The sequence below is a fragment of the Burkholderia sp. MSMB2157WGS genome (genome assembly GCF_001532755.1).
In the GTDB taxonomy this organism is placed as follows: Bacteria; Pseudomonadota; Gammaproteobacteria; order Burkholderiales; family Burkholderiaceae; genus Burkholderia.
Window position 1 is genome coordinate 134,958 of sequence record NZ_LPJG01000010.1, and the last position, 17,908, is coordinate 152,865.

Sequence of the window (17,908 nt, forward strand, 5' to 3'; positions counted from 1 at the left end):
TCGGCTCGCGCGATCGCGCGGCCGGCGTCAGGCGACCGCGTCGACGATGCCGTTCAGCGTCGCGCTCGGGCGCATGGCCTGGCTCGTCAGCTCGACGTTCGGACGGTAGTAGCCGCCGATCGCCTGCGGCTTGCCTTGCGCGGCCGCCAGTTCTTCCAGGATGCGCGCTTCGCTGTCGGACAGCGCCTTCGCCACGCCTTCGAACTGCGCCTTCAGCGCGGCGTCCTCGGTCTGCTCGGCCAGCGCCTGCGCCCAGTACAGGCACAGGTAGAAATGGCTGCCGCGGTTGTCGAGGCCGCCGACCTTGCGCGCCGGCGACTTGTTCTCGTCGAGGAACTTGCCGGTCGCCTGGTCGAGCGTCTTCGCGAGGACGAGCGCCTTCGGGTTCCGGTAAGCGTTGCCGAGATGTTCGAGCGACGCGGCCAGCGCGAGGAATTCGCCGAGCGAATCCCAGCGCAGGAAACCTTCCTCGACGAACTGCTGCACGTGCTTCGGTGCGGAGCCGCCCGCCCCCGTTTCGAACATCCCGCCGCCGGCCATCAGCGGCACGATCGACAGCATCTTCGCGCTGGTGCCGAGTTCCATGATCGGGAACAGGTCGGTCAGGTAGTCGCGCAGCACGTTACCGGTGACCGAAATCGTGTCCTTGCCCGCGCGGATGCGCTCGAGCGAGAAACGCGTCGCGTCGACGGGCGTCATGATGCGGATGTCGAGGCCGTTCGTGTCGTGATCCTTCAGGTAGCGCTCGACCTTCGCGATGATCTGCGCATCGTGCGCACGCGCCGGATCGAGCCAGAACACGGCCGGCGCGCCGGTCGCGCGGGCGCGGTTGACCGCCAGCTTGACCCAGTCCTGCACCGGCGCGTCCTTCGTCTGGCACATGCGCCAGATGTCGCCCGACTCGACCGCGTGCTCGAGCAGCACGTTGCCGGCTTCGTCGATGACGCGCACGACGCCGTCCGCCGGGATCTGGAACGTCTTGTCGTGCGAACCGTATTCTTCGGCCGCCTGCGCCATCAGGCCCACGTTCGGCACGCTGCCCATCGTGACCGGATCGAACGCGCCGTGCTGCTTGCAGTCCTCGATCACGGCCTGGTAGACGCCCGCGTAGCAGCGGTCCGGAATCACGGCCTTCGCGTCGTACAGTTGACCGTCCGGGCCCCACATGCCGCCCGAATCGCGGATCATCGCCGGCATCGATGCGTCGACGATCACGTCGCTCGGCACGTGCAGGTTCGTGATGCCCTTGTCCGAGTTGACCATCGCGAGACGCGGGCGCACCGCATACTCGGCCTTGACGTCGGCTTCGATCGCTTCGCGCGTGTCGGCCGGCAGATCCTTCAGGCGCGCGTACAGATCGCCGATCCCGTTGTTCGGGTTGAAACCGACCTTCGCCAGCACGTCCGCGTGCTTCGCGAGCGCGTCGCGGTAGAACACCGACACGAAGTGACCGAACAGGATCGGGTCCGAGACCTTCATCATGGTCGCCTTCAGGTGCACCGAGAACAGCACGTCCTGCGCCTTCGCGTCGGCGATCTGCGCCTCGATGAAGCTGCGCAGCGCGTTGCGGCTCATCACCGATGCGTCGATGATTTCACCGGCCTTCACGGCCGTCTTTTCCTTCAGCACCTTCTTCGCGCCGTCGGCGGTCGTGAGTTCGATCTTCACGCTGCCGGCGTCGGCGATCAGCGCCGACTTCTCGCTGCCGTAGAAGTCGCCTTCGGTCATGTGCGCGACGTGGGCCTTCGACGTGGGCTTCCACGCACCCATCTTGTGCGGATGCTTGCGTGCGTAGTTCTTGACCGACAGCGGCGCGCGGCGGTCGGAGTTGCCTTCGCGCAGCACCGGGTTCACCGCGCTGCCCTTGATCTTGTCGTAGCGCGCCTTGACGGCCTTCTCTTCGTCCGTCGACGGATCTTCCGGATAGGCCGGCAGCGCGTAGCCCTGCGCCTGCAGTTCGGCGATCGCGGCCTTCAGTTGCGGCACCGATGCGCTGATGTTCGGCAGCTTGATGATGTTCGCTTCCGGCTTCAGCGTGAGCTGGCCCAGCTCGGCCAGATCGTCGGAACCCTTCTGCTCCGACGGCAGGACGTCTGCGAAGGCCGCGATGATGCGGCCGGCGAGCGAGATGTCGCGCGTTTCGACGGCGACGCCGGACGAACGCGTGAAGGCCTTGACGATCGGCAGCAGCGAATAGGTCGCGAGCGCCGGCGCTTCGTCGGTGAGGGTGTAGATGATCTTGGGCGAAGTGGACATGGTGGTCAAAGCATTGCTACGTGATGATGGGACTGAGGAGCGCCGGCGGTAACCGGCGGGGAGCGACCGGGTCGATCGCGAAAGGGGCGCGCCGGTTCAGCCGGGCGGTGGTGTTGCGAGGGCCGTCATGGTCTACCTTGCAGGGCTTGCGGGCCGCATCGCGACGCCGCGGCCCGCATGCCGGGCCGCCCTGCCAACAAAACCTGCCATCCACGAAACGCTCCGGCGCCGGCAGTCAGCGCCGGGGCGGCCGGCAACCTGCCGGCCCACCCCGGAAGGGGTCTTACATGTTCTCGATCAGCACTTCGCCGAAACCGGAGCACGACACCTGCGTCGCGCCTTCCATCAGGCGCGCGAAGTCGTACGTGACGCGCTTCTGCAGGATCGACTTCTCCATCGCGGCGATGATCGTATCGGCTGCTTCCGTCCAGCCGAGGTGGCGCAGCATCATTTCCGCCGACAGGATCTCGGAACCCGGGTTCACGTAATCCTTGCCCGCGTACTTCGGCGCCGTGCCGTGCGTCGCCTCGAACATCGCGACCGAATCCGACAGGTTCGCGCCCGGCGCGATCCCGATGCCGCCGACCTGCGCGGCCAGCGCGTCGGAGATGTAGTCGCCGTTCAGGTTCAGCGTCGCGATCACGTCGTATTCGGCCGGGCGCAGCAGGATCTGCTGCAGGAACGCGTCGGCGATCGAATCCTTGATCACGATCTCGTTGCCCGTCTTCGGGTTCTTCACGCGCATCCACGGGCCGCCGTCGATCAGCTCGCCGCCGAATTCCTTTTGCGCGAGCGCGTAGCCGGCGTCACGGAACAGGCCTTCCGTGAACTTCATGATGTTGCCCTTGTGCACCAGCGTGACCGACTTGCGATCGTTGTCGATCGCGTACTGGATCGCCTTGCGCACGAGACGCTCGGTGCCTTCGGTCGACACGGGCTTGACACCGATCCCGGAGGTTTCCGGGAAGCGGATCTTCTTCACGCCCATCTCGTCCTGCAGGAACTTGATCACCTTCTTCGCCTGCTCGGAGCCCGCGGCCCATTCGATGCCCGCGTAGATGTCTTCCGAGTTCTCGCGGAAGATCACCATGTCGATCTTCTGCGGCTCGCGCACCGGCGACGGCACGCCCTTGAAGTACTGGACCGGGCGCAGGCACACGTACAGGTCGAGCTCCTGGCGCAGCGCGACGTTCAGCGAACGGATGCCGCCGCCGACCGGGGTCGTGAGCGGCCCCTTGATCGACACCACGTATTCCTTCAGCACCTGCAGCGTTTCGTCCGGCAGCCACACGTCCGGACCGTACACCTTGGTCGCCTTCTCGCCCGCGAAAATCTCCATCCAGTGGATCTTGCGCTTGCCCTTGTAGGCATGCGCGACCGCCGCGTCGACGACCTTGATCATGACCGGCGTGATATCGAAGCCCGTACCGTCGCCTTCGATATAGGGAATGATCGGCTGATCGGAAACGTTGAGCGAGAAGTCCTTGTTGACGGTGATCTTGTCACCGCCCTCCGGAACCTTGATGTGCTGATACGGCATGATCGACTCCAGTGACGTGGCTGAGCAGGTGATGCTGGTCGAAACTGCGCGCGCGGCGGGGGCGCGGCATGGCCACCCCGTGACGGCAACAGCGAGCCGCTATTCTAGCGCCCCAACCGGGCACTTCGGCGCGAACCGCGGCACTGCGCATCGAGACCTCACTTATGTCTTATATAAGACAGAGGACTTGCCGTTCCGTATTATGCATTAAGATTCCGCCATTTGCCATAGACCGCCCGCCCCGGCTTCCTGCGGGGCGCCGGGCGGCCCCCGCCATGAACCTGATCGCCCTCAACAAGCCGTTCGGCACGATTTGCCAGTTTTCCGCGCACGAGACGCGGCCGTCGCTCGGCGACTGGGTAAAAACGCCCGGCGTGTATCCGGCCGGCCGGCTCGACGCGGACAGCGAGGGACTGCTGCTGCTCACCGACGACGGCGCACTGCAGGCCCGCATCGCCGAGCCGCGCCACAAGCTGGTGAAACGCTACTGGGCGCAAGTCGAAGGCGCGCCGGGGCCCGCCGACCTGAAGGCGCTCGCACGCGGCGTCGACCTCGGCGACTACGTGACGCGCCCGTGCCGCGCCGAATTCATCGAGCCGCCCGACACGCTGTGGCCGCGCAATCCGCCGATCCGCTACCGCGCCGCGATCCCGACCACGTGGATCGAGCTGGCGATCACCGAGGGCAAGAACCGGCAGGTGCGCCGGATGACGGCGGCCGTCGGCTTCCCGACGTTGCGCCTGGTGCGCGTCGGCATCGGCGCGCTGGATATATTCGCGCTCGGCATTGCACCGGGCGAAACGATCGCCCTGCCGCCACGCGCGCCGTGGGACGGTTTCGCGACCGCCGGATGACGCATCCGGGACACGCGAATTTTTTCGTCATCTTTTTCGTCAACCGGCCGCGGAGATCGCGCGTTAAACCACGCAGATGCCAACCTTAGCTATCCGGCATTGGCAGCCGAACCCGTGTTTGCGTCACGAAAGCGACGTTTTATTCGAATACGATTCGGCGCCCGCAGCGCAAAGAGAAATTTCTCGAAGCGTCTGTCAACCGAAAGGTGGATGGCACCGTTAGACGACATGACTCCTATTGCCGGGTCATTTGGTTAATTAACTAAAGCTGAGGAACACAACATGAACAAACTGATCGCCGCTCTGGTCGCTGGCCTCTTCGCAACGGCTGCTTTCGCACAAGCTTCGGCTCCGGAAGCTGCTCCGGCAGCAGCAGAAGCTGCTTCGGCACCGGCTAAGCACGCTGCCAAGAAGCACCACGCTGCCAAGAAGCACCACAAGGCATCGAAGAAGGCTGCAGCAAGCGACGCAGCAGCACCGGCAGCTGCTTCGAACTAAGTAAGCAAGCTGTAATAACGCAGTCAAGAACACGCAGTTCTGCCGTTCTTACGGCGTTGAAAGGCAGATCACCGCAAGGCGATCTGCCTTTTTCTTTTTTGTGCCCGCCGGCGCGCATCGCGTACCATGCGGGTCTCGTTTTCCAGACAGGAGCCACGCTGTGCCATTCTCCCTGCGCCCGTCGCTCGGCCGCCTTGCGCGCGCCGCCGTGTTTCCCGCCGCCCTCGCCGTCCTCGCGCTCGGCATGCAGGCCGCCGGCGCGCAAGTGCCGCCCGGCGCCAAGCAGCCGAGCGAGTTCCCGCGCGTGAAGCTGCGCGCCGGCATGTACGTGATCGACGCGGCCGTCGCCGCCAACGACGCCGATCGCGAACAGGGGCTGATGTACCGTTCGCAGCTCGCGCCGAACGAAGGCATGCTGTTCGTCTTCAACGAGAACGCCGTGCACTGTTTCTGGATGAAGAACACGCTGATTCCGCTGTCGATCGCGTTCATTCGCGCGGACGGCACGATCACCGACATCGACGAGATGAAGGCCGAGACGACCGACAACCACTGTCCGCGCAACAACGGCGTCTATGCGCTCGAAATGAGCAAGGGCTGGTTCGCCGCGAAGGGCATCAAGCCCGGCATGAAGCTCGACGGGCTGCCCAAGCCCCAGTAACGGCGAATGCCGCGGCGGCGCCGCGCATCGACCGAAGCCGGCCGCCCGCAGCGCGCCGGCTTTTTTTCGCCCGCCGGCGGCGGCCGCCTTGATTCGGCCGACGGTGCCCGCATCTGCAAAAGCCACGGACAAGCGCTATCCTTTAAATCTTGCTAGTTCCAGCCCGGGCCGGCACCCATCAGCCGGCCCGCTTACGATCCGAACCACCAGGAGGTTCACGTGCCCCGCAAAACCCCCATCGAGCGCTATCGAAATATCGGGATCAGCGCTCACATCGATGCCGGCAAGACCACGACGACCGAGCGCATCCTGTTTTACACCGGCGTGAGCCACAAGATCGGTGAAGTGCACGACGGCGCGGCCACGATGGACTGGATGGAGCAGGAGCAGGAACGCGGCATCACGATCACGTCGGCGGCGACCACGGCCTTCTGGAAGGGCATGGCCGGCAACTATCCGGAACACCGGATCAACATCATCGACACGCCCGGGCACGTCGACTTCACGATCGAAGTCGAGCGCTCGATGCGCGTGCTCGACGGCGCGTGCATGGTCTACGACTCGGTCGGCGGCGTGCAGCCGCAATCGGAAACCGTGTGGCGCCAGGCGAACAAGTACAAGGTGCCGCGCATCGCGTTCGTCAACAAGATGGACCGGATCGGCGCCGACTTCTTCCGCGTGCAGAAGCAGATCGGCGAGCGCCTGAAAGGCGTCGCCGTGCCGATCCAGATTCCGATCGGCGCGGAAGATCATTTCCAGGGCGTCGTCGATCTCGTGAAGATGAAGGCGATCGTGTGGGACGACGAAAGCCAGGGCGTGAAGTTCACGTACGAGGACATCCCCGCGAACCTCGTCGAGGTCGCGCACGAATGGCGCGAGAAGATGGTCGAGGCCGCGGCCGAAGCGAGCGAGGAGCTGCTCGAGAAGTATCTGCACGACCACGAATCGCTGACCGAGGACGAGATCAAGGCCGCGCTGCGCCAGCGCACGATCGCGAACGAGATCGTGCCGATGCTGTGCGGCAGCGCGTTCAAGAACAAGGGCGTGCAGGCGATGCTCGACGCGGTGATCGACTACCTGCCGTCGCCGGTCGACGTGCCCGCGATCCTCGGTCACGATTTCGCCGATCCGGAAAAGCCGGCGGAACGCCACCCGAGCGACGACGAGCCGTTCTCGTCGCTCGCGTTCAAGATCATGACCGACCCGTTCGTCGGCCAGTTGATCTTCTTCCGCGTGTATTCGGGCGTCGTCGAGTCGGGCGACACGGTGCTCAACGCGACGAAGGACAAGAAGGAGCGGCTCGGCCGGATCCTGCAGATGCACGCGAACGAGCGCAAGGAAATCAAGGAAGTGCGCGCGGGCGACATCGCGGCGGCCGTCGGCCTGAAGGAAGCGACCACCGGCGACACGCTGTGCGACCCGGCCAAGCCGATCATCCTCGAGAAGATGGAATTCCCGGAGCCGGTGATCTCGCAGGCCGTCGAGCCGAAGACGAAGGCCGACCAGGAAAAGATGGGCCTCGCGCTGAACCGCCTCGCGCAGGAAGATCCGTCGTTCCGCGTGCAGACTGACGAAGAGTCCGGCCAGACGATCATTTCGGGGATGGGCGAGCTGCACCTCGAAATCCTGGTCGACCGGATGAAGCGCGAGTTCGGCGTCGAAGCGACGGTCGGCAAGCCGCAGGTCGCGTATCGCGAGACGGTGCGCACGACGGCCGCCGACGTCGAAGGGAAGTTCGTCAAGCAGTCGGGCGGTCGCGGTCAGTACGGCCATGCGGTGATCACGCTCGAGCCGAACCCGGGCAAGGGCTACGAGTTCCTCGACGAGATCAAGGGCGGCGTGATTCCGCGCGAGTACATCCCGGCGGTCGACAAGGGCATCCAGGACACGCTGAAGAGCGGCGTGCTCGCCGGCTACCCGGTCGTCGACGTGAAGGTGCACCTGACGTTCGGCTCGTACCACGACGTCGACTCGAACGAAAACGCGTTCCGGATGGCCGGCTCGATGGCGTTCAAGGAAGCGATGCGCAAGGCCAAGCCCGTGCTGCTCGAGCCGATGATGGCCGTCGAGGTCGAGACGCCCGAGGACTTCATGGGCAACGTGATGGGCGACCTGTCGAGCCGGCGCGGCATCGTGCAGGGGATGGAGGACATCGCGGGCGGCGGCGGCAAGCTGGTGCGTGCCGAGGTGCCGCTCGCGGAGATGTTCGGCTATTCGACGTCGCTGCGCTCGGCGACGCAAGGTCGTGCGACGTACACGATGGAGTTCAAGCATTACGCGGAAACGCCGGCGAACGTGTCGGAAGCCGTGATCAACGCGAAGACGAAGTAAGCGCCGCGCGCGCCCCGGCGCATGCACGCGAAGCCCGTCCGGTTCCGGACGGGCTTTTTTTCATCCGGCGCGGCGCCTCGCACTCGCGGCGTATTGATCGGCGCGCCGCGCTTTTTTTCGCGTGCCACAATGGATGGCGAATCGTCAGATGGAACCCGCCCGATGCCGCCCACCCCTGCCCTGCGCCGCCTGCTGACCCTCTATGCCGGCCTGATCGCCGCGAACGTCGCCGTCTGGCTGTGGGCGCTCGCGGTGCTGCGCGACCATCCGCTGCTGCTCGGCACCGCGGCGATCGCGTACGGGCTCGGGCTGCGTCATGCGGTCGACGCGGATCACATCGCCGCGATCGACGTCGCGACGCGCAAGCTGATGCAGGACGGCCAGCGTCCGGTGAGCGTCGGCCTGTTCTTCTCGCTCGGCCATTCGACGATCGTGATCGCCGCGACGCTCGGCATCGCGCTGACCGCGTACGCGCTGCGCGACCGGTTCGATGCGTTCCGCGAGATCGGCGGCACGATCGGCACGGCGGTATCGGCCACGTTCCTGCTGGTGCTCGCGTGCGTGAACCTGATGATCCTGCGCGACGTGTGGCGACGCTATCGCGGCAAATCCGCGCACACGCACGACGGCGCGCATGACCATCGTCCCGCCGGACTCGTATCGCGGATGCTGCGCCCGCTGTTCCGGTTCGTGTCGAAGAGCTGGCACATGTATCCGGTGGGCGTGCTGTTCGGGCTCGGTTTCGATACTGCAACCGAAATCGGCCTGCTCGCGATCGCCGCCGCGCAGGCGAGCCAGGGGCTGCCGGTCTATACGATCATGCTGTTCCCCGCGCTTTTCACCGCCGGCATGACGCTGATCGACTCTACCGACAACGTGCTGATGATTCACGCATACGGCTGGGCAATGGACGATCCGCAGCGCAAGCTGCTCTACAACGCGAGCATCACGTTCGTGTCCGCGGCCGTCGCGCTGGCGATCGGCGGGATCGAGGCGGCCGGCCTGCTGGCCGACAAGCTGGCGCTGACGGGCCCCGTGCGCGACACGCTCGATGCGCTCGGCGAACGCTTCGGGTCGATCGGCTACGGCATCGTCGCGCTGTTCCTCGTCTGCTGGATCGCGTCGATCCTGTTCCACCGCTGGCAACGCGCGGCCGGCGCGCCGGCGCGCTGAACGACGCTCCCGACGTTTCATTCCGGAAACAAAACGCTCCCCTGCGACGTTGCAGGCGTGGTCACGCGACGGCGACCGCCTTTCGCCACGGGCCCGAGCGGCCGATGGCACGAATCTCGCAGATAGGGATTCGCACGGCGGGCCCGCGTGCCGATCCGTGTTCGCGGCTGGCGTCGAGCGTCGGCCCGAACGCGATCGGATCACGATAGGACAACGAATCTTTTACGCCCCCCCTGCACCACACGTAGATCGTCGCGCGGCAACGAGGCATCGCGCGCATGGGGAGGCCATGATGCATAAGACGAAACAACCGTTCCGCGCAGCGGGACGGCGCCCTCGTGCAACCTTGCTGGCCGCGGCCGCGTTTGCGTGCTGCTGCTCGTATGCCGTCGCACAGAACACGACGCCCGATGCCGCGCCCGACGCGAAGGCCAGCGCGGACACTATCATGACGCTGGTCGAGAACGCATCGCCGTGCGCCGCCAATCCGGCTGCGTGCGCGGTGCACGTTTATGCCGGCCGGGGCGTCGGTAATGGCGGTGCCGGTGCGAGCGGCAGCGGCAGCGGCAATGGGAATGGAAACGGCAGTGGCACCGGTAGCGGCGGTGGCAACGGTAGCGGCGGAAATAACGGGAACGGGGCCGTCGGACCGGCCGGTGTCGGTGGAACGACAGGCGGAACTTCAGGCAGTACGAGCGGCACGGGCCGGGGAGGCAATGCGTCGGGTAACGGTGGTTCGGGTGGTGGTAGCTCGGGTGGTGGTAGCTCGGGTGGCGGCACTTCGGGCGGAGGCACTTCGGGTGGCGGTACTTCGGGTGGCGGTACTTCGGGTGGCGGCACCTCGGGTGGCGGCACCTCCGGTGGCGGTACTTCGGGTGGCGGCACCTCGGGTGGCGGCACCTCCGGTGGCGGCACTTCGGGTGGCGGCACCTCGGGCGGCGGTACTTCGGGTGGCGGTACTTCGGGCGGCGGTACTTCGGGTGGCGGTACTTCGGGTGGCGGTACTTCGGGTGGCGGTACTTCGGGTGGCGGTACTTCGGGCGGCGGTAGCTCGGGTGGCGGCACTTCAGGTGGCGGTACCTCGGGTGGCGGCCACGGTGGTGGTGGTGGCGATGGTGACGGCGGCGGCCACGGTCATGGTGGCGGCCATGGTGATGGCGACGGTGATGGCGGCGGTCACGGCCACGGTGGTGGCCATGGCGACGGCGACGGTAATGGCGGCGGTCACGGCCACGGTGGCGGCCATGGCGACGGCGACGGTGATGGTGGCGGTCACGGCCACGGTGGTGGCCATGGCGACGGCGACGGTAACGGCGGCGGTCACGGCCACGGTGGTGGCCATGGCGACGGCGACGGTAATGGCGGCGGTCACGGCCACGGTGGTGGCCATGGCGACGGCGACGGTAATGGGGGCGGTCACGGCCACGGTGGCGGCCATGGCGATGGCGACGGTAATGGCGGCGGTCACGGACACGGTGGCGGCCACGGCGATGGCGACGGTAATGGCGGCGGTCACGGTGGCGGCCATGGCGATGGCGGCGGCGGTCACGGCAACGGCGGCGGCAATGGCGGCGGCAATGGCAATGGCGGTGGTGGTCACGGCAACGGCGGAGGCCATGGTGACGGCGGTGGCGGCCATGGCAACGGCGGTGGCAACGGCGGCGGCGGTCACGGCAATGGTGGCGGCAACGGCAATGGCAACGGCAGTGGCGGAGCCGGCAATGGCGGCGCTAACGGTGTCGGCAACGGCCGTGGTAATGGTGGTAATGGTGGCAATAGCGGCAATGCCGGCGGCGGCGCGGGCAACGGTGGCGGAAACGGTAACGGCGGTGGAGGCGCGGGTAACGGCGGCGGGAGCGGCGGCGCCAATGGCACCGGCGGCCACGGCAATGGCGGCGGCAACGGTAACGGCAACGGCAGTGGCGGCGCCGGCAACGGCGGGGCCAACGGCGTCGGCAACGGCCGTGGCACCGGCAACGGCAACGGCGGCGGTCACGGCAACGGCGGATCGTCCGGCGGCAACCACTGACCCGAAGCGTTGCCCGGCCGAATATGGTCAGAGCATCTCGAGCGCGCGCTTGCTGCGCGGCGGACGGAAATACGCGTCAAGCTGCGCGCGCTCGTCATCGCTCAACACGAAATCGAGCGCGGCGCGGTTGTCGTGCACGTGTTCGATCCGCGACGCCTTCGGAATCGCGAATACCCCCGGCTGCGCGAGCACCCATGCCAGTGCGACGCGCATCACCGACACGCCGCGCAGCCGCGCGATATCGTCGAGCGGCGAGCGTTTGGGCAGCCGCCCGTGATCGACCGGGCTGTACGCCATCGCCGGAATCCGATGGTCGGCCAGCCACGGCAGCAGGTCGAATTCCGGGCCGCGTCGCGCGATGTTGTAGAGAATCTGGTTGGTTGCGCACGCACCGCCGCCCGCCTCGCCGACGAGTTCGGCCATGTCGGCCGTATCGAAATTGCTCACGCCCCAATGGCGGATCTTGCCCGCACGTTGCAACGCGTCGAAACCTTCGACGGTTTCCTCGAGCGGCACCGAACCGCGCCAGTGCAGCAGGTACAGATCGAGGCGGTCGGTACGCAGGCGCTTGAGGCTCGCGTCGCACGCGGCGACGACCCCGCGCCGGCTCGCATGGTGCGGATAGACCTTGCTGACGAGAAACACGTCGTCGCGCAGGCCCGCGAGCGCGTCGCCGACCAGTTCCTCGGTCGCGCCGTCGCCATACATCTCGGCCGTATCGACCAGCGTCATCCCGAGTTCGACGCCCTCGCGCAGCGCGGCGATCTCGTCCGCGCGCCGCGCCGGCCGCTCGCCCATTTCCCAGGTGCCCAGGCCCAGCTTCGGAATCGTCTCGCCGTTCGGCAAGGCGACCGTGGCGATCGTGTCTGTCATGCGTTCCTCGTTGCGGATTCGTGGCCGCACACCGCGGCCGAAGCATCGGATACGACGCATCAGTGTAGTCAATCGGTGCGCCGCTGGCCTATTACACGGCAAAAACCGGCTATAACGGCGCGGCATGATGACTTAGAATGGCCGCAACCTGATCGATACCCATTGTATGAAGGCACCCACGGACGACCGCTGGCAGGACCTGCGCCCCGACCCCGACAACGATACGCCGCTCTACCTGCAGCTCGCCCGCAAGCTCGGCGACGCGATCCACGACAACCGCTGGACGGCCGGCGAAGCGCTGCCCTCCGAGCGTGTGCTGTCCGAAGCGCTCGGCGTGTCGCGCATCACCGCGCGCAAGGCGATCGCGCTGCTCGTCGAGCAAGGCTTGATCCGCCGCACGCAGGGCGCGGGCAACTTCATCCAGCCGCGCTACGAGGATCCGCTGTCGCGGCTGTCGAGCTTCAGCGAAATGCTCGAGCGCCGCGGCTTCAAACCGAGCTCGCAGTGGCTCGCGCGCGAAATTCAGCCCGCGAACCGCGACGAAGTGATCCAGCTCGGGCTGTCGCCGGCCGCCTCGGTTACACGCTTGAAACGCCTGCGTCTCGCCGACGGCATCGTGATGGCCGTCGAGAACTCGACGTTCCCCGCCACGCTGATTCCCGATCCGCAGGCGATCGTCGGCTCGCTGTACAGCTATCTCGAAGCGCGCGGCACGCCGATCGTGCGCGCGCTGCAGCATTTCCGCGCGGTCAATGCGACCGACGAGATCGCCGAGCAGATGGGCATCGCTCCGCACGACGCCCTCCTGCTGATCACGCGGATCGGCTATACGTCCGACCAGCGTGCGATCGAACTGACCGATACCTACTGCCGCAACGACTACTACGATTTCGTCGTCGAACTGCGCAAGTAACGCGAGCGCACGTCGCCGGCCCTCACAGCCAGCGTGCGTCGTCGGTGCCGAGCGGCACGGGCGGCCGCGCGAACGACGGCGGCGTCGCCGACAAGCGCTCGGCCGGCCGCACGGTGTCGAGCACGCCGAACGGCGAGGCGATGCGGTCGATCCGGTCCCGCACGTCGGCCAGCGCGAGATCGGGCGCGTGCAGCCCGTCCGGCACGACGCCGAACGACTGCAGCCAGCGCCCCGTCTGCGCGAGCGACATCCGTACGTGCCAGCTTCCCCCTTCGCGCGCCCGCCGTGCGAGCGCGATCATCGCGCCGAACGCCGCGAGATACCCCGTTGCATGATCGAGCGCCTGGCACGGCAGATGGCGCGGCCCGCTCGCCTGCGCGGCCTGCTGCTCCTGCCACGCGATCCCGCTCGCCGACTGCACGAGGCTGTCGAACCCGCGCCGCACCGCCCACGGTCCTGCATGCCCGTACGCCGACACCGACACGTAAACGATGCCGGGCCGCCGCGCCGCCAGGGCCTGCGGCGCGAAGCCGCGCGCCGCGAGCGCGCCGGGCCGGTACGACTGCAGAAACACGTCCGCATCGCGCGCCAGGGCGTGCAGCGTATCGACGCCTGCCGAGTCGCGCAGATCGACCCACGTCGAACGCTTGCCGCGCCCGTTGTCGATCACGAGCGGCGCAATGTTCGGCAGGTGCGGACCGTTGACGAGCAGCGTCTGCGCGCCATGCGACGCCAGCGTGCGGCCCGCGACCGGCCCCGCGATGATGCGCGTGAGATCGAGCACGCGCACGCCCGCCAGCGGCTGGTCGGCGTCGCCGCGGCCGATCGGCTCGGCCGGCGCGTCGCCGATCCGCTCGATCTCGAACAGCGGCAGCGACGCGATCGCGCGCGCCTGCTCGTGAGCCGCCCATTCCTCAGGGGTTCTGATCAATGCCGCGCAGAGGCCGGCATCGGCCAGCGCCGTGTCGAGTGCCGCGCCGTCCCACGTACGGATCGCCGCGGCCACGTCGGCGGGCTGCGAGCCGCAGCCGAGCACGTCGAGAATGCCGTGCAGGTGATGCGGAAAATTCGCGTGCAGTTGAATCCAGCGTCCGTCGCCCGTCTCGAAGAAGCCGGTCACCGGATGGCGCAACTCCGGCGGCGGCCCGTCGTCCACGCGCAGGTAGCGTTCGCTGCGGAACGCCACGAGCGCGTCGCGCACCGACACGTCGACCGTTTGCGTCACGCCCGTTCGCAGCCGATGGCATTCGGCCGCCGCGAGCCCGGCTGCGGCGATCGTCGCGGCGGCAAGCGTGCCGACATGAAACGTCGACGGCAGCGCCGGGTCCTGCCCGGTCACGGTCGTCCGGGCCAGCGCGTCGCGCGCGCCGTCTGCGAGTTGCCAAAGATGCGCCAATGCGAATTCGGGTGTCATGGTGAAGGAGACGCCGTTGGGGAGACGGAATCGAGTCTAGAATTCGCGACGGGCACGATCAATCTTGATTGTGCGAATCAATACATAACGAATAGTTGTAGCGGACCCGCGTTTCATGCGCGGCGACAGGAGCGAGCGGCATGACATCCGTCAGCGCACAGGAAGCCGCCGGCATGCTCGGCGTCAGCGTGAGCACCCTCTACGCATACGTGAGCCGCGGCCTGCTGCGCTCGCTGCCCGACGGCGCGACCAAGCGCCGCCGCTACGACGCGAACGAGGTGCGCCTGCTCGCGCGCCGCCGCGCCGACGCGAAGCGCGCGGGCGGCGTCGCCGAACGTTCGCTCGACTGGGGCGTGCCGGTATTGGAATCGCGCATCACGCAGATCGCCGACGGCCGCCTGCGGTACCGCGGCGCCGATGCGATCGCGCTGGCCGACGCAGCGACGCTCGAAGAAACGGCCGCGCGGCTGTGGGACTGTCCACCCGCGCGGCTGGCCGCCACGTCGCTCGCATCGACCGGTTTCGATGCGGCGCAGTGGGACGACTGGGCGCGTCGCTGGGCGCATCTCGCACCGCTCGAACGGGCGCTGGTGCTGCTGCCGGCCGCGGCCGCATCGCTGCCGCGCCTATGGGCGCAGGGGCGCAACGCGCAGCTCGATTCCGCGGCGCTGCTGCTGCGCGTCGCGACGGCCGCGCTCGCCGGCATCGCGCCGGGCGACGCACCCGTGCACCACCAGCTCGCGGCCGCGTGGCGCGTGCGGCGGCGCGACGAAGCCGACCTGCTGCGGCGTGCGCTCGTGCTGTGCGCCGATCACGAACTGAATCCGTCGACCTTCGCGGTGCGCTGCATCGCATCGACCGGCACCCATCTGTTCGGCGCGATCTCGGGCGGGCTCGCGGCGCTGTCGGGGCCGCGCCACGGCGGCGAGACGTTCCGCGCCGGCACGCTGCTCGACGAAGCCGCCCGCGCCGCCGATCTCGATCGCTACCTCGCGCTGCGGCTGGCGCACGACGAACGCGCGGACGGCGGGCGCACGGCCCTGTCCGGCTTCGCGCACCCGCTGTACCCCGACGGCGACCCGCGCGCGCGGGCGCTCCTCGATGCGCTGCACGCGGCGACACCCGAGCGGCCGGCGCTGCGCAGGGCGCGCGCGCTCGCTTCGCGCGTCGAAGCGGCGACGGGCCTGCGGCCGACGATCGATTTCGCGCTCGCGGTGCTGGAGCGCACGCTCGCGCTGCCCGACGGCGCGGCGTTCACGCTGTTCGCGGCCGGCCGCACGGCCGGCTGGATTGCGCATGCGCTCGAACAGTACGCGGACGGGAAACTGATCCGGCCGCGGGCGCGCTACGTCGGCAGCGACGCGGCCGCGTGACGCCGGCCGCCGCGCCATGCGGCGAACGGGCGCCACCATGCCGGCGCGCGGCGCTCGGCCGGCGCCGCGAGCGGGCCGAACGCGAACGTCGCGCCGCGCGGCCCGGCGCTGACCCACGCGCGCGTGCCGGGCAGCAACGTCAGCGATGCGCCCGCACCCAGCCAGTGATCGTCGGGCCGGCCCTCGACGGTCACCCACACGTCGCCTGCGGCCACCTCGAGCAGCGTGCGATCGACGATCCGCCACCGTCCGGCCGGCTCGTCGCCGTCCATCACGTAAAGTCGCAGTTCGCGCATGGCAGCCTCCTGGTCGCACGGGGTCGATGCCGCCAGTATTTCGGATAGCGGCGGCACACGGACAGATACGGCCGCAGACGCTTTCGGCTGAACTGTACTGGCCGCCCGACGGAGACAGGCATCCGGCGGCCGAGCCGGGCGGGCCACCCGACACAGCACCCCGAACTGCACGGCGCGGCGGCTTTCCCTACAATGTCGGCTGTCCCGCGCCACCGTCCCCGCCGTCATGTTCCAACGCCCGCCCGCCGCCGCTCCCGGCGAAAAGAACCTCACCGTGATGCTCTGGCTCGTTGCGACGGGCTTCTTCATGCAGACGCTCGACGCGACGATCGTCAACACGGCGCTGCCGTCGATGGCCGCGAGCCTCGGTGAATCGCCGCTGCGGATGCAATCGGTCGTGATCGCATACTCGCTGACGATGGCGGTGATGATCCCCGTATCGGGCTGGCTTGCCGACACGTTCGGCACGCGGCGCGTGTTCTTCAGCGCGATCCTGGTGTTCTCGCTCGGCTCGCTGCTGTGCGCGAACGCCCATACGCTGACGCAGCTCGTCGCGTTCCGCGTCGTGCAGGGCGTCGGCGGCGCGATGCTGCTGCCGGTCGGGCGGCTCGCGGTGCTGCGCACGTTCCCGGCCGAGCGCTACCTGCCCGCGCTGTCGTTCGTCGCGATTCCGGGGCTGATCGGCCCGTTGATCGGGCCGACGCTCGGCGGCTGGCTCGTGAAGATCGCGTCGTGGCACTGGATCTTCCTGATCAACGTGCCGGTCGGCGTCGCGGGCTGCATCGCGACCTTCTATTCGATGCCCGATTCGCGCAACCCGGCCGCCGGCCGCTTCGACCTGAAGGGCTATCTGCTGCTGACGATCGGGATGGTCGCGATCTCGCTGTCGCTCGACGGGCTCGCCGATCTCGGCATGCAGCACGCGGCCGTGCTGGTGCTGCTGATCCTGAGCCTCGCATGCTTCGTCGCGTACGGGCTGTACGCGGTGCGCGCGCCGCAGCCGATCTTCTCGCTGGAGTTGTTCAAGATCCACACGTTCAGCGTCGGGCTGCTCGGCAACCTGTTCGCGCGGATCGGCAGCGGCGCGATGCCGTACCTGATCCCGCTGCTGCTGCAGGTGAGCCTCGGCTACTCGGCGTTCGAGGCCGGGCTGATGATGCTGCCGGTCGCGGCGGCCGGCATGTTCTCGAAACGGATCATCACGCGCCTGATCACGCGGCACGGCTACCGCAAGGTGCTGCTCGCGAACACGATCATGGTCGGCGTGATGATGGCGAGCTTCGCGCTGATGCGCGACACGGTGCCGGTGTGGGTGAAGGTCGTGCATCTCGCGCTGTTCGGCGGCTTCAACTCGATGCAGTTCACCGCGATGAACACGCTGACGCTGAAGGATCTCGGCACCGGCGGCGCGAGCAGCGGCAACAGCCTGTTCTCGCTCGTGCAGATGCTGTCGATGAGCCTCGGCGTCACGGTCGCCGGCGCGCTGCTCGCGACGTTCACCGGCATGCTGCGCACCGTGACGCCGAGCAACACGCTGCCGGCGTTCCATGCGACGTTCATCTGCGTCGGGATCATCACGGCCGCGTCCGCGTGGATCTTCGCGCAGCTCGCGCCTGAGATCCGCAGCACCGCGCGCAAGACCGACCCGTCCGAGCGCGCGTGACGCGCGGCGCGCGCCGAATCGGGCTCGCGCGCAC

General features: G+C 67.9%; 14 protein-coding genes. 9 read left to right on the plus strand and 5 right to left on the minus strand.

The window, feature by feature from the left end; all coding sequences use genetic code 11:
• Nucleotides 1-27 precede the first annotated feature (27 nt).
• Nucleotides 28-2,256 (minus strand): NADP-dependent isocitrate dehydrogenase, encoded by a 2,229-nt coding sequence (locus WT53_RS04250; RefSeq protein ID WP_060258573.1) that lies wholly within the window; start codon nucleotides 2,254-2,256, stop codon nucleotides 28-30.
• Nucleotides 2,257-2,539: 283 nt separating this feature from the next.
• The gene (gene icd, locus WT53_RS04255; protein ID WP_006478026.1) at nucleotides 2,540-3,796 is read right to left on the minus strand and encodes an NADP-dependent isocitrate dehydrogenase; all 1,257 of its coding nucleotides are present in this window, start codon (nucleotides 3,794-3,796) and stop codon (nucleotides 2,540-2,542) included.
• A 275-nt stretch (nucleotides 3,797-4,071) separates the two neighbouring features.
• Between icd and WT53_RS04265 the strand changes: the two genes are divergently transcribed.
• From WT53_RS04265 to WT53_RS34035, 6 genes are all read left to right on the plus strand, one after another.
• Nucleotides 4,072-4,650, plus strand: a complete 579-nt coding sequence (locus WT53_RS04265; RefSeq protein WP_034208196.1) for a pseudouridine synthase — start codon at nucleotides 4,072-4,074, stop codon at nucleotides 4,648-4,650.
• Nucleotides 4,651-4,932: 282 nt separating this feature from the next.
• On the plus strand, nucleotides 4,933-5,148 hold the full coding sequence (locus WT53_RS31815; RefSeq protein WP_011352970.1) for a hypothetical protein: 216 nt from the start codon (nucleotides 4,933-4,935) through the stop codon (nucleotides 5,146-5,148).
• 160 nt (nucleotides 5,149-5,308) lie between these two features.
• Nucleotides 5,309-5,809 (plus strand): DUF192 domain-containing protein, encoded by a 501-nt coding sequence (locus WT53_RS04270; RefSeq protein WP_034208197.1) that lies wholly within the window; start codon nucleotides 5,309-5,311, stop codon nucleotides 5,807-5,809.
• 219 nt (nucleotides 5,810-6,028) lie between these two features.
• Complete coding sequence (gene fusA, locus WT53_RS04275) at nucleotides 6,029-8,140, plus strand: elongation factor G (protein WP_059782232.1); 2,112 nt, start codon at nucleotides 6,029-6,031, stop codon at nucleotides 8,138-8,140.
• Nucleotides 8,141-8,302: 162 nt separating this feature from the next.
• Nucleotides 8,303-9,313: a HoxN/HupN/NixA family nickel/cobalt transporter gene (locus WT53_RS04280; RefSeq protein WP_179948988.1), complete on the plus strand. Its 1,011-nt coding sequence runs from the start codon at nucleotides 8,303-8,305 to the stop codon at nucleotides 9,311-9,313.
• A gap of 292 nt (nucleotides 9,314-9,605) precedes the next feature.
• Nucleotides 9,606-11,342: a hypothetical protein gene (locus WT53_RS34035; protein ID WP_082727462.1), complete on the plus strand. Its 1,737-nt coding sequence runs from the start codon at nucleotides 9,606-9,608 to the stop codon at nucleotides 11,340-11,342.
• 27 nt (nucleotides 11,343-11,369) lie between these two features.
• On the opposite strand, the gene WT53_RS04290 is transcribed toward WT53_RS34035, so the two are convergent.
• Nucleotides 11,370-12,215, minus strand: a complete 846-nt coding sequence (locus tag WT53_RS04290; RefSeq protein WP_034208200.1) for an aldo/keto reductase — start codon at nucleotides 12,213-12,215, stop codon at nucleotides 11,370-11,372.
• A gap of 166 nt (nucleotides 12,216-12,381) precedes the next feature.
• Here WT53_RS04290 and WT53_RS04295 point away from each other — a divergent pair, with 166 nt between their 5' ends.
• A complete protein-coding gene (locus WT53_RS04295) occupies nucleotides 12,382-13,128 on the plus strand; it encodes a GntR family transcriptional regulator (RefSeq protein WP_006489667.1) in 747 nt (248 codons plus the stop codon).
• 22 nt (nucleotides 13,129-13,150) lie between these two features.
• Here WT53_RS04295 and WT53_RS04300 read toward each other — a convergent pair whose 3' ends face one another.
• On the minus strand, nucleotides 13,151-14,542 hold the full coding sequence (locus WT53_RS04300; protein ID WP_060258580.1) for a CoA transferase: 1,392 nt from the start codon (nucleotides 14,540-14,542) through the stop codon (nucleotides 13,151-13,153).
• Between the two features lie 140 nt (nucleotides 14,543-14,682).
• Between WT53_RS04300 and WT53_RS04305 the strand changes: the two genes are divergently transcribed.
• Nucleotides 14,683-15,915 carry a citrate/2-methylcitrate synthase gene (locus tag WT53_RS04305; protein ID WP_060258583.1) on the plus strand — a complete coding sequence of 411 codons (1,233 nt, stop codon included), beginning with the start codon at nucleotides 14,683-14,685 and terminating at the stop codon, nucleotides 15,913-15,915.
• Here WT53_RS04305 and WT53_RS04310 read toward each other — a convergent pair.
• Nucleotides 15,888-16,211 (minus strand): DUF2917 domain-containing protein, encoded by a 324-nt coding sequence (locus tag WT53_RS04310; protein WP_034208204.1) that lies wholly within the window; start codon nucleotides 16,209-16,211, stop codon nucleotides 15,888-15,890. The genes WT53_RS04305 and WT53_RS04310 overlap by 28 nt on opposite strands.
• A gap of 226 nt (nucleotides 16,212-16,437) precedes the next feature.
• Between WT53_RS04310 and mdtD the strand changes: the two genes are divergently transcribed.
• Complete coding sequence (gene mdtD, locus WT53_RS04315; protein WP_034208205.1) at nucleotides 16,438-17,874, plus strand: multidrug transporter subunit MdtD; 1,437 nt, start codon at nucleotides 16,438-16,440, stop codon at nucleotides 17,872-17,874.
• Nucleotides 17,875-17,908 lie beyond the last annotated feature (34 nt).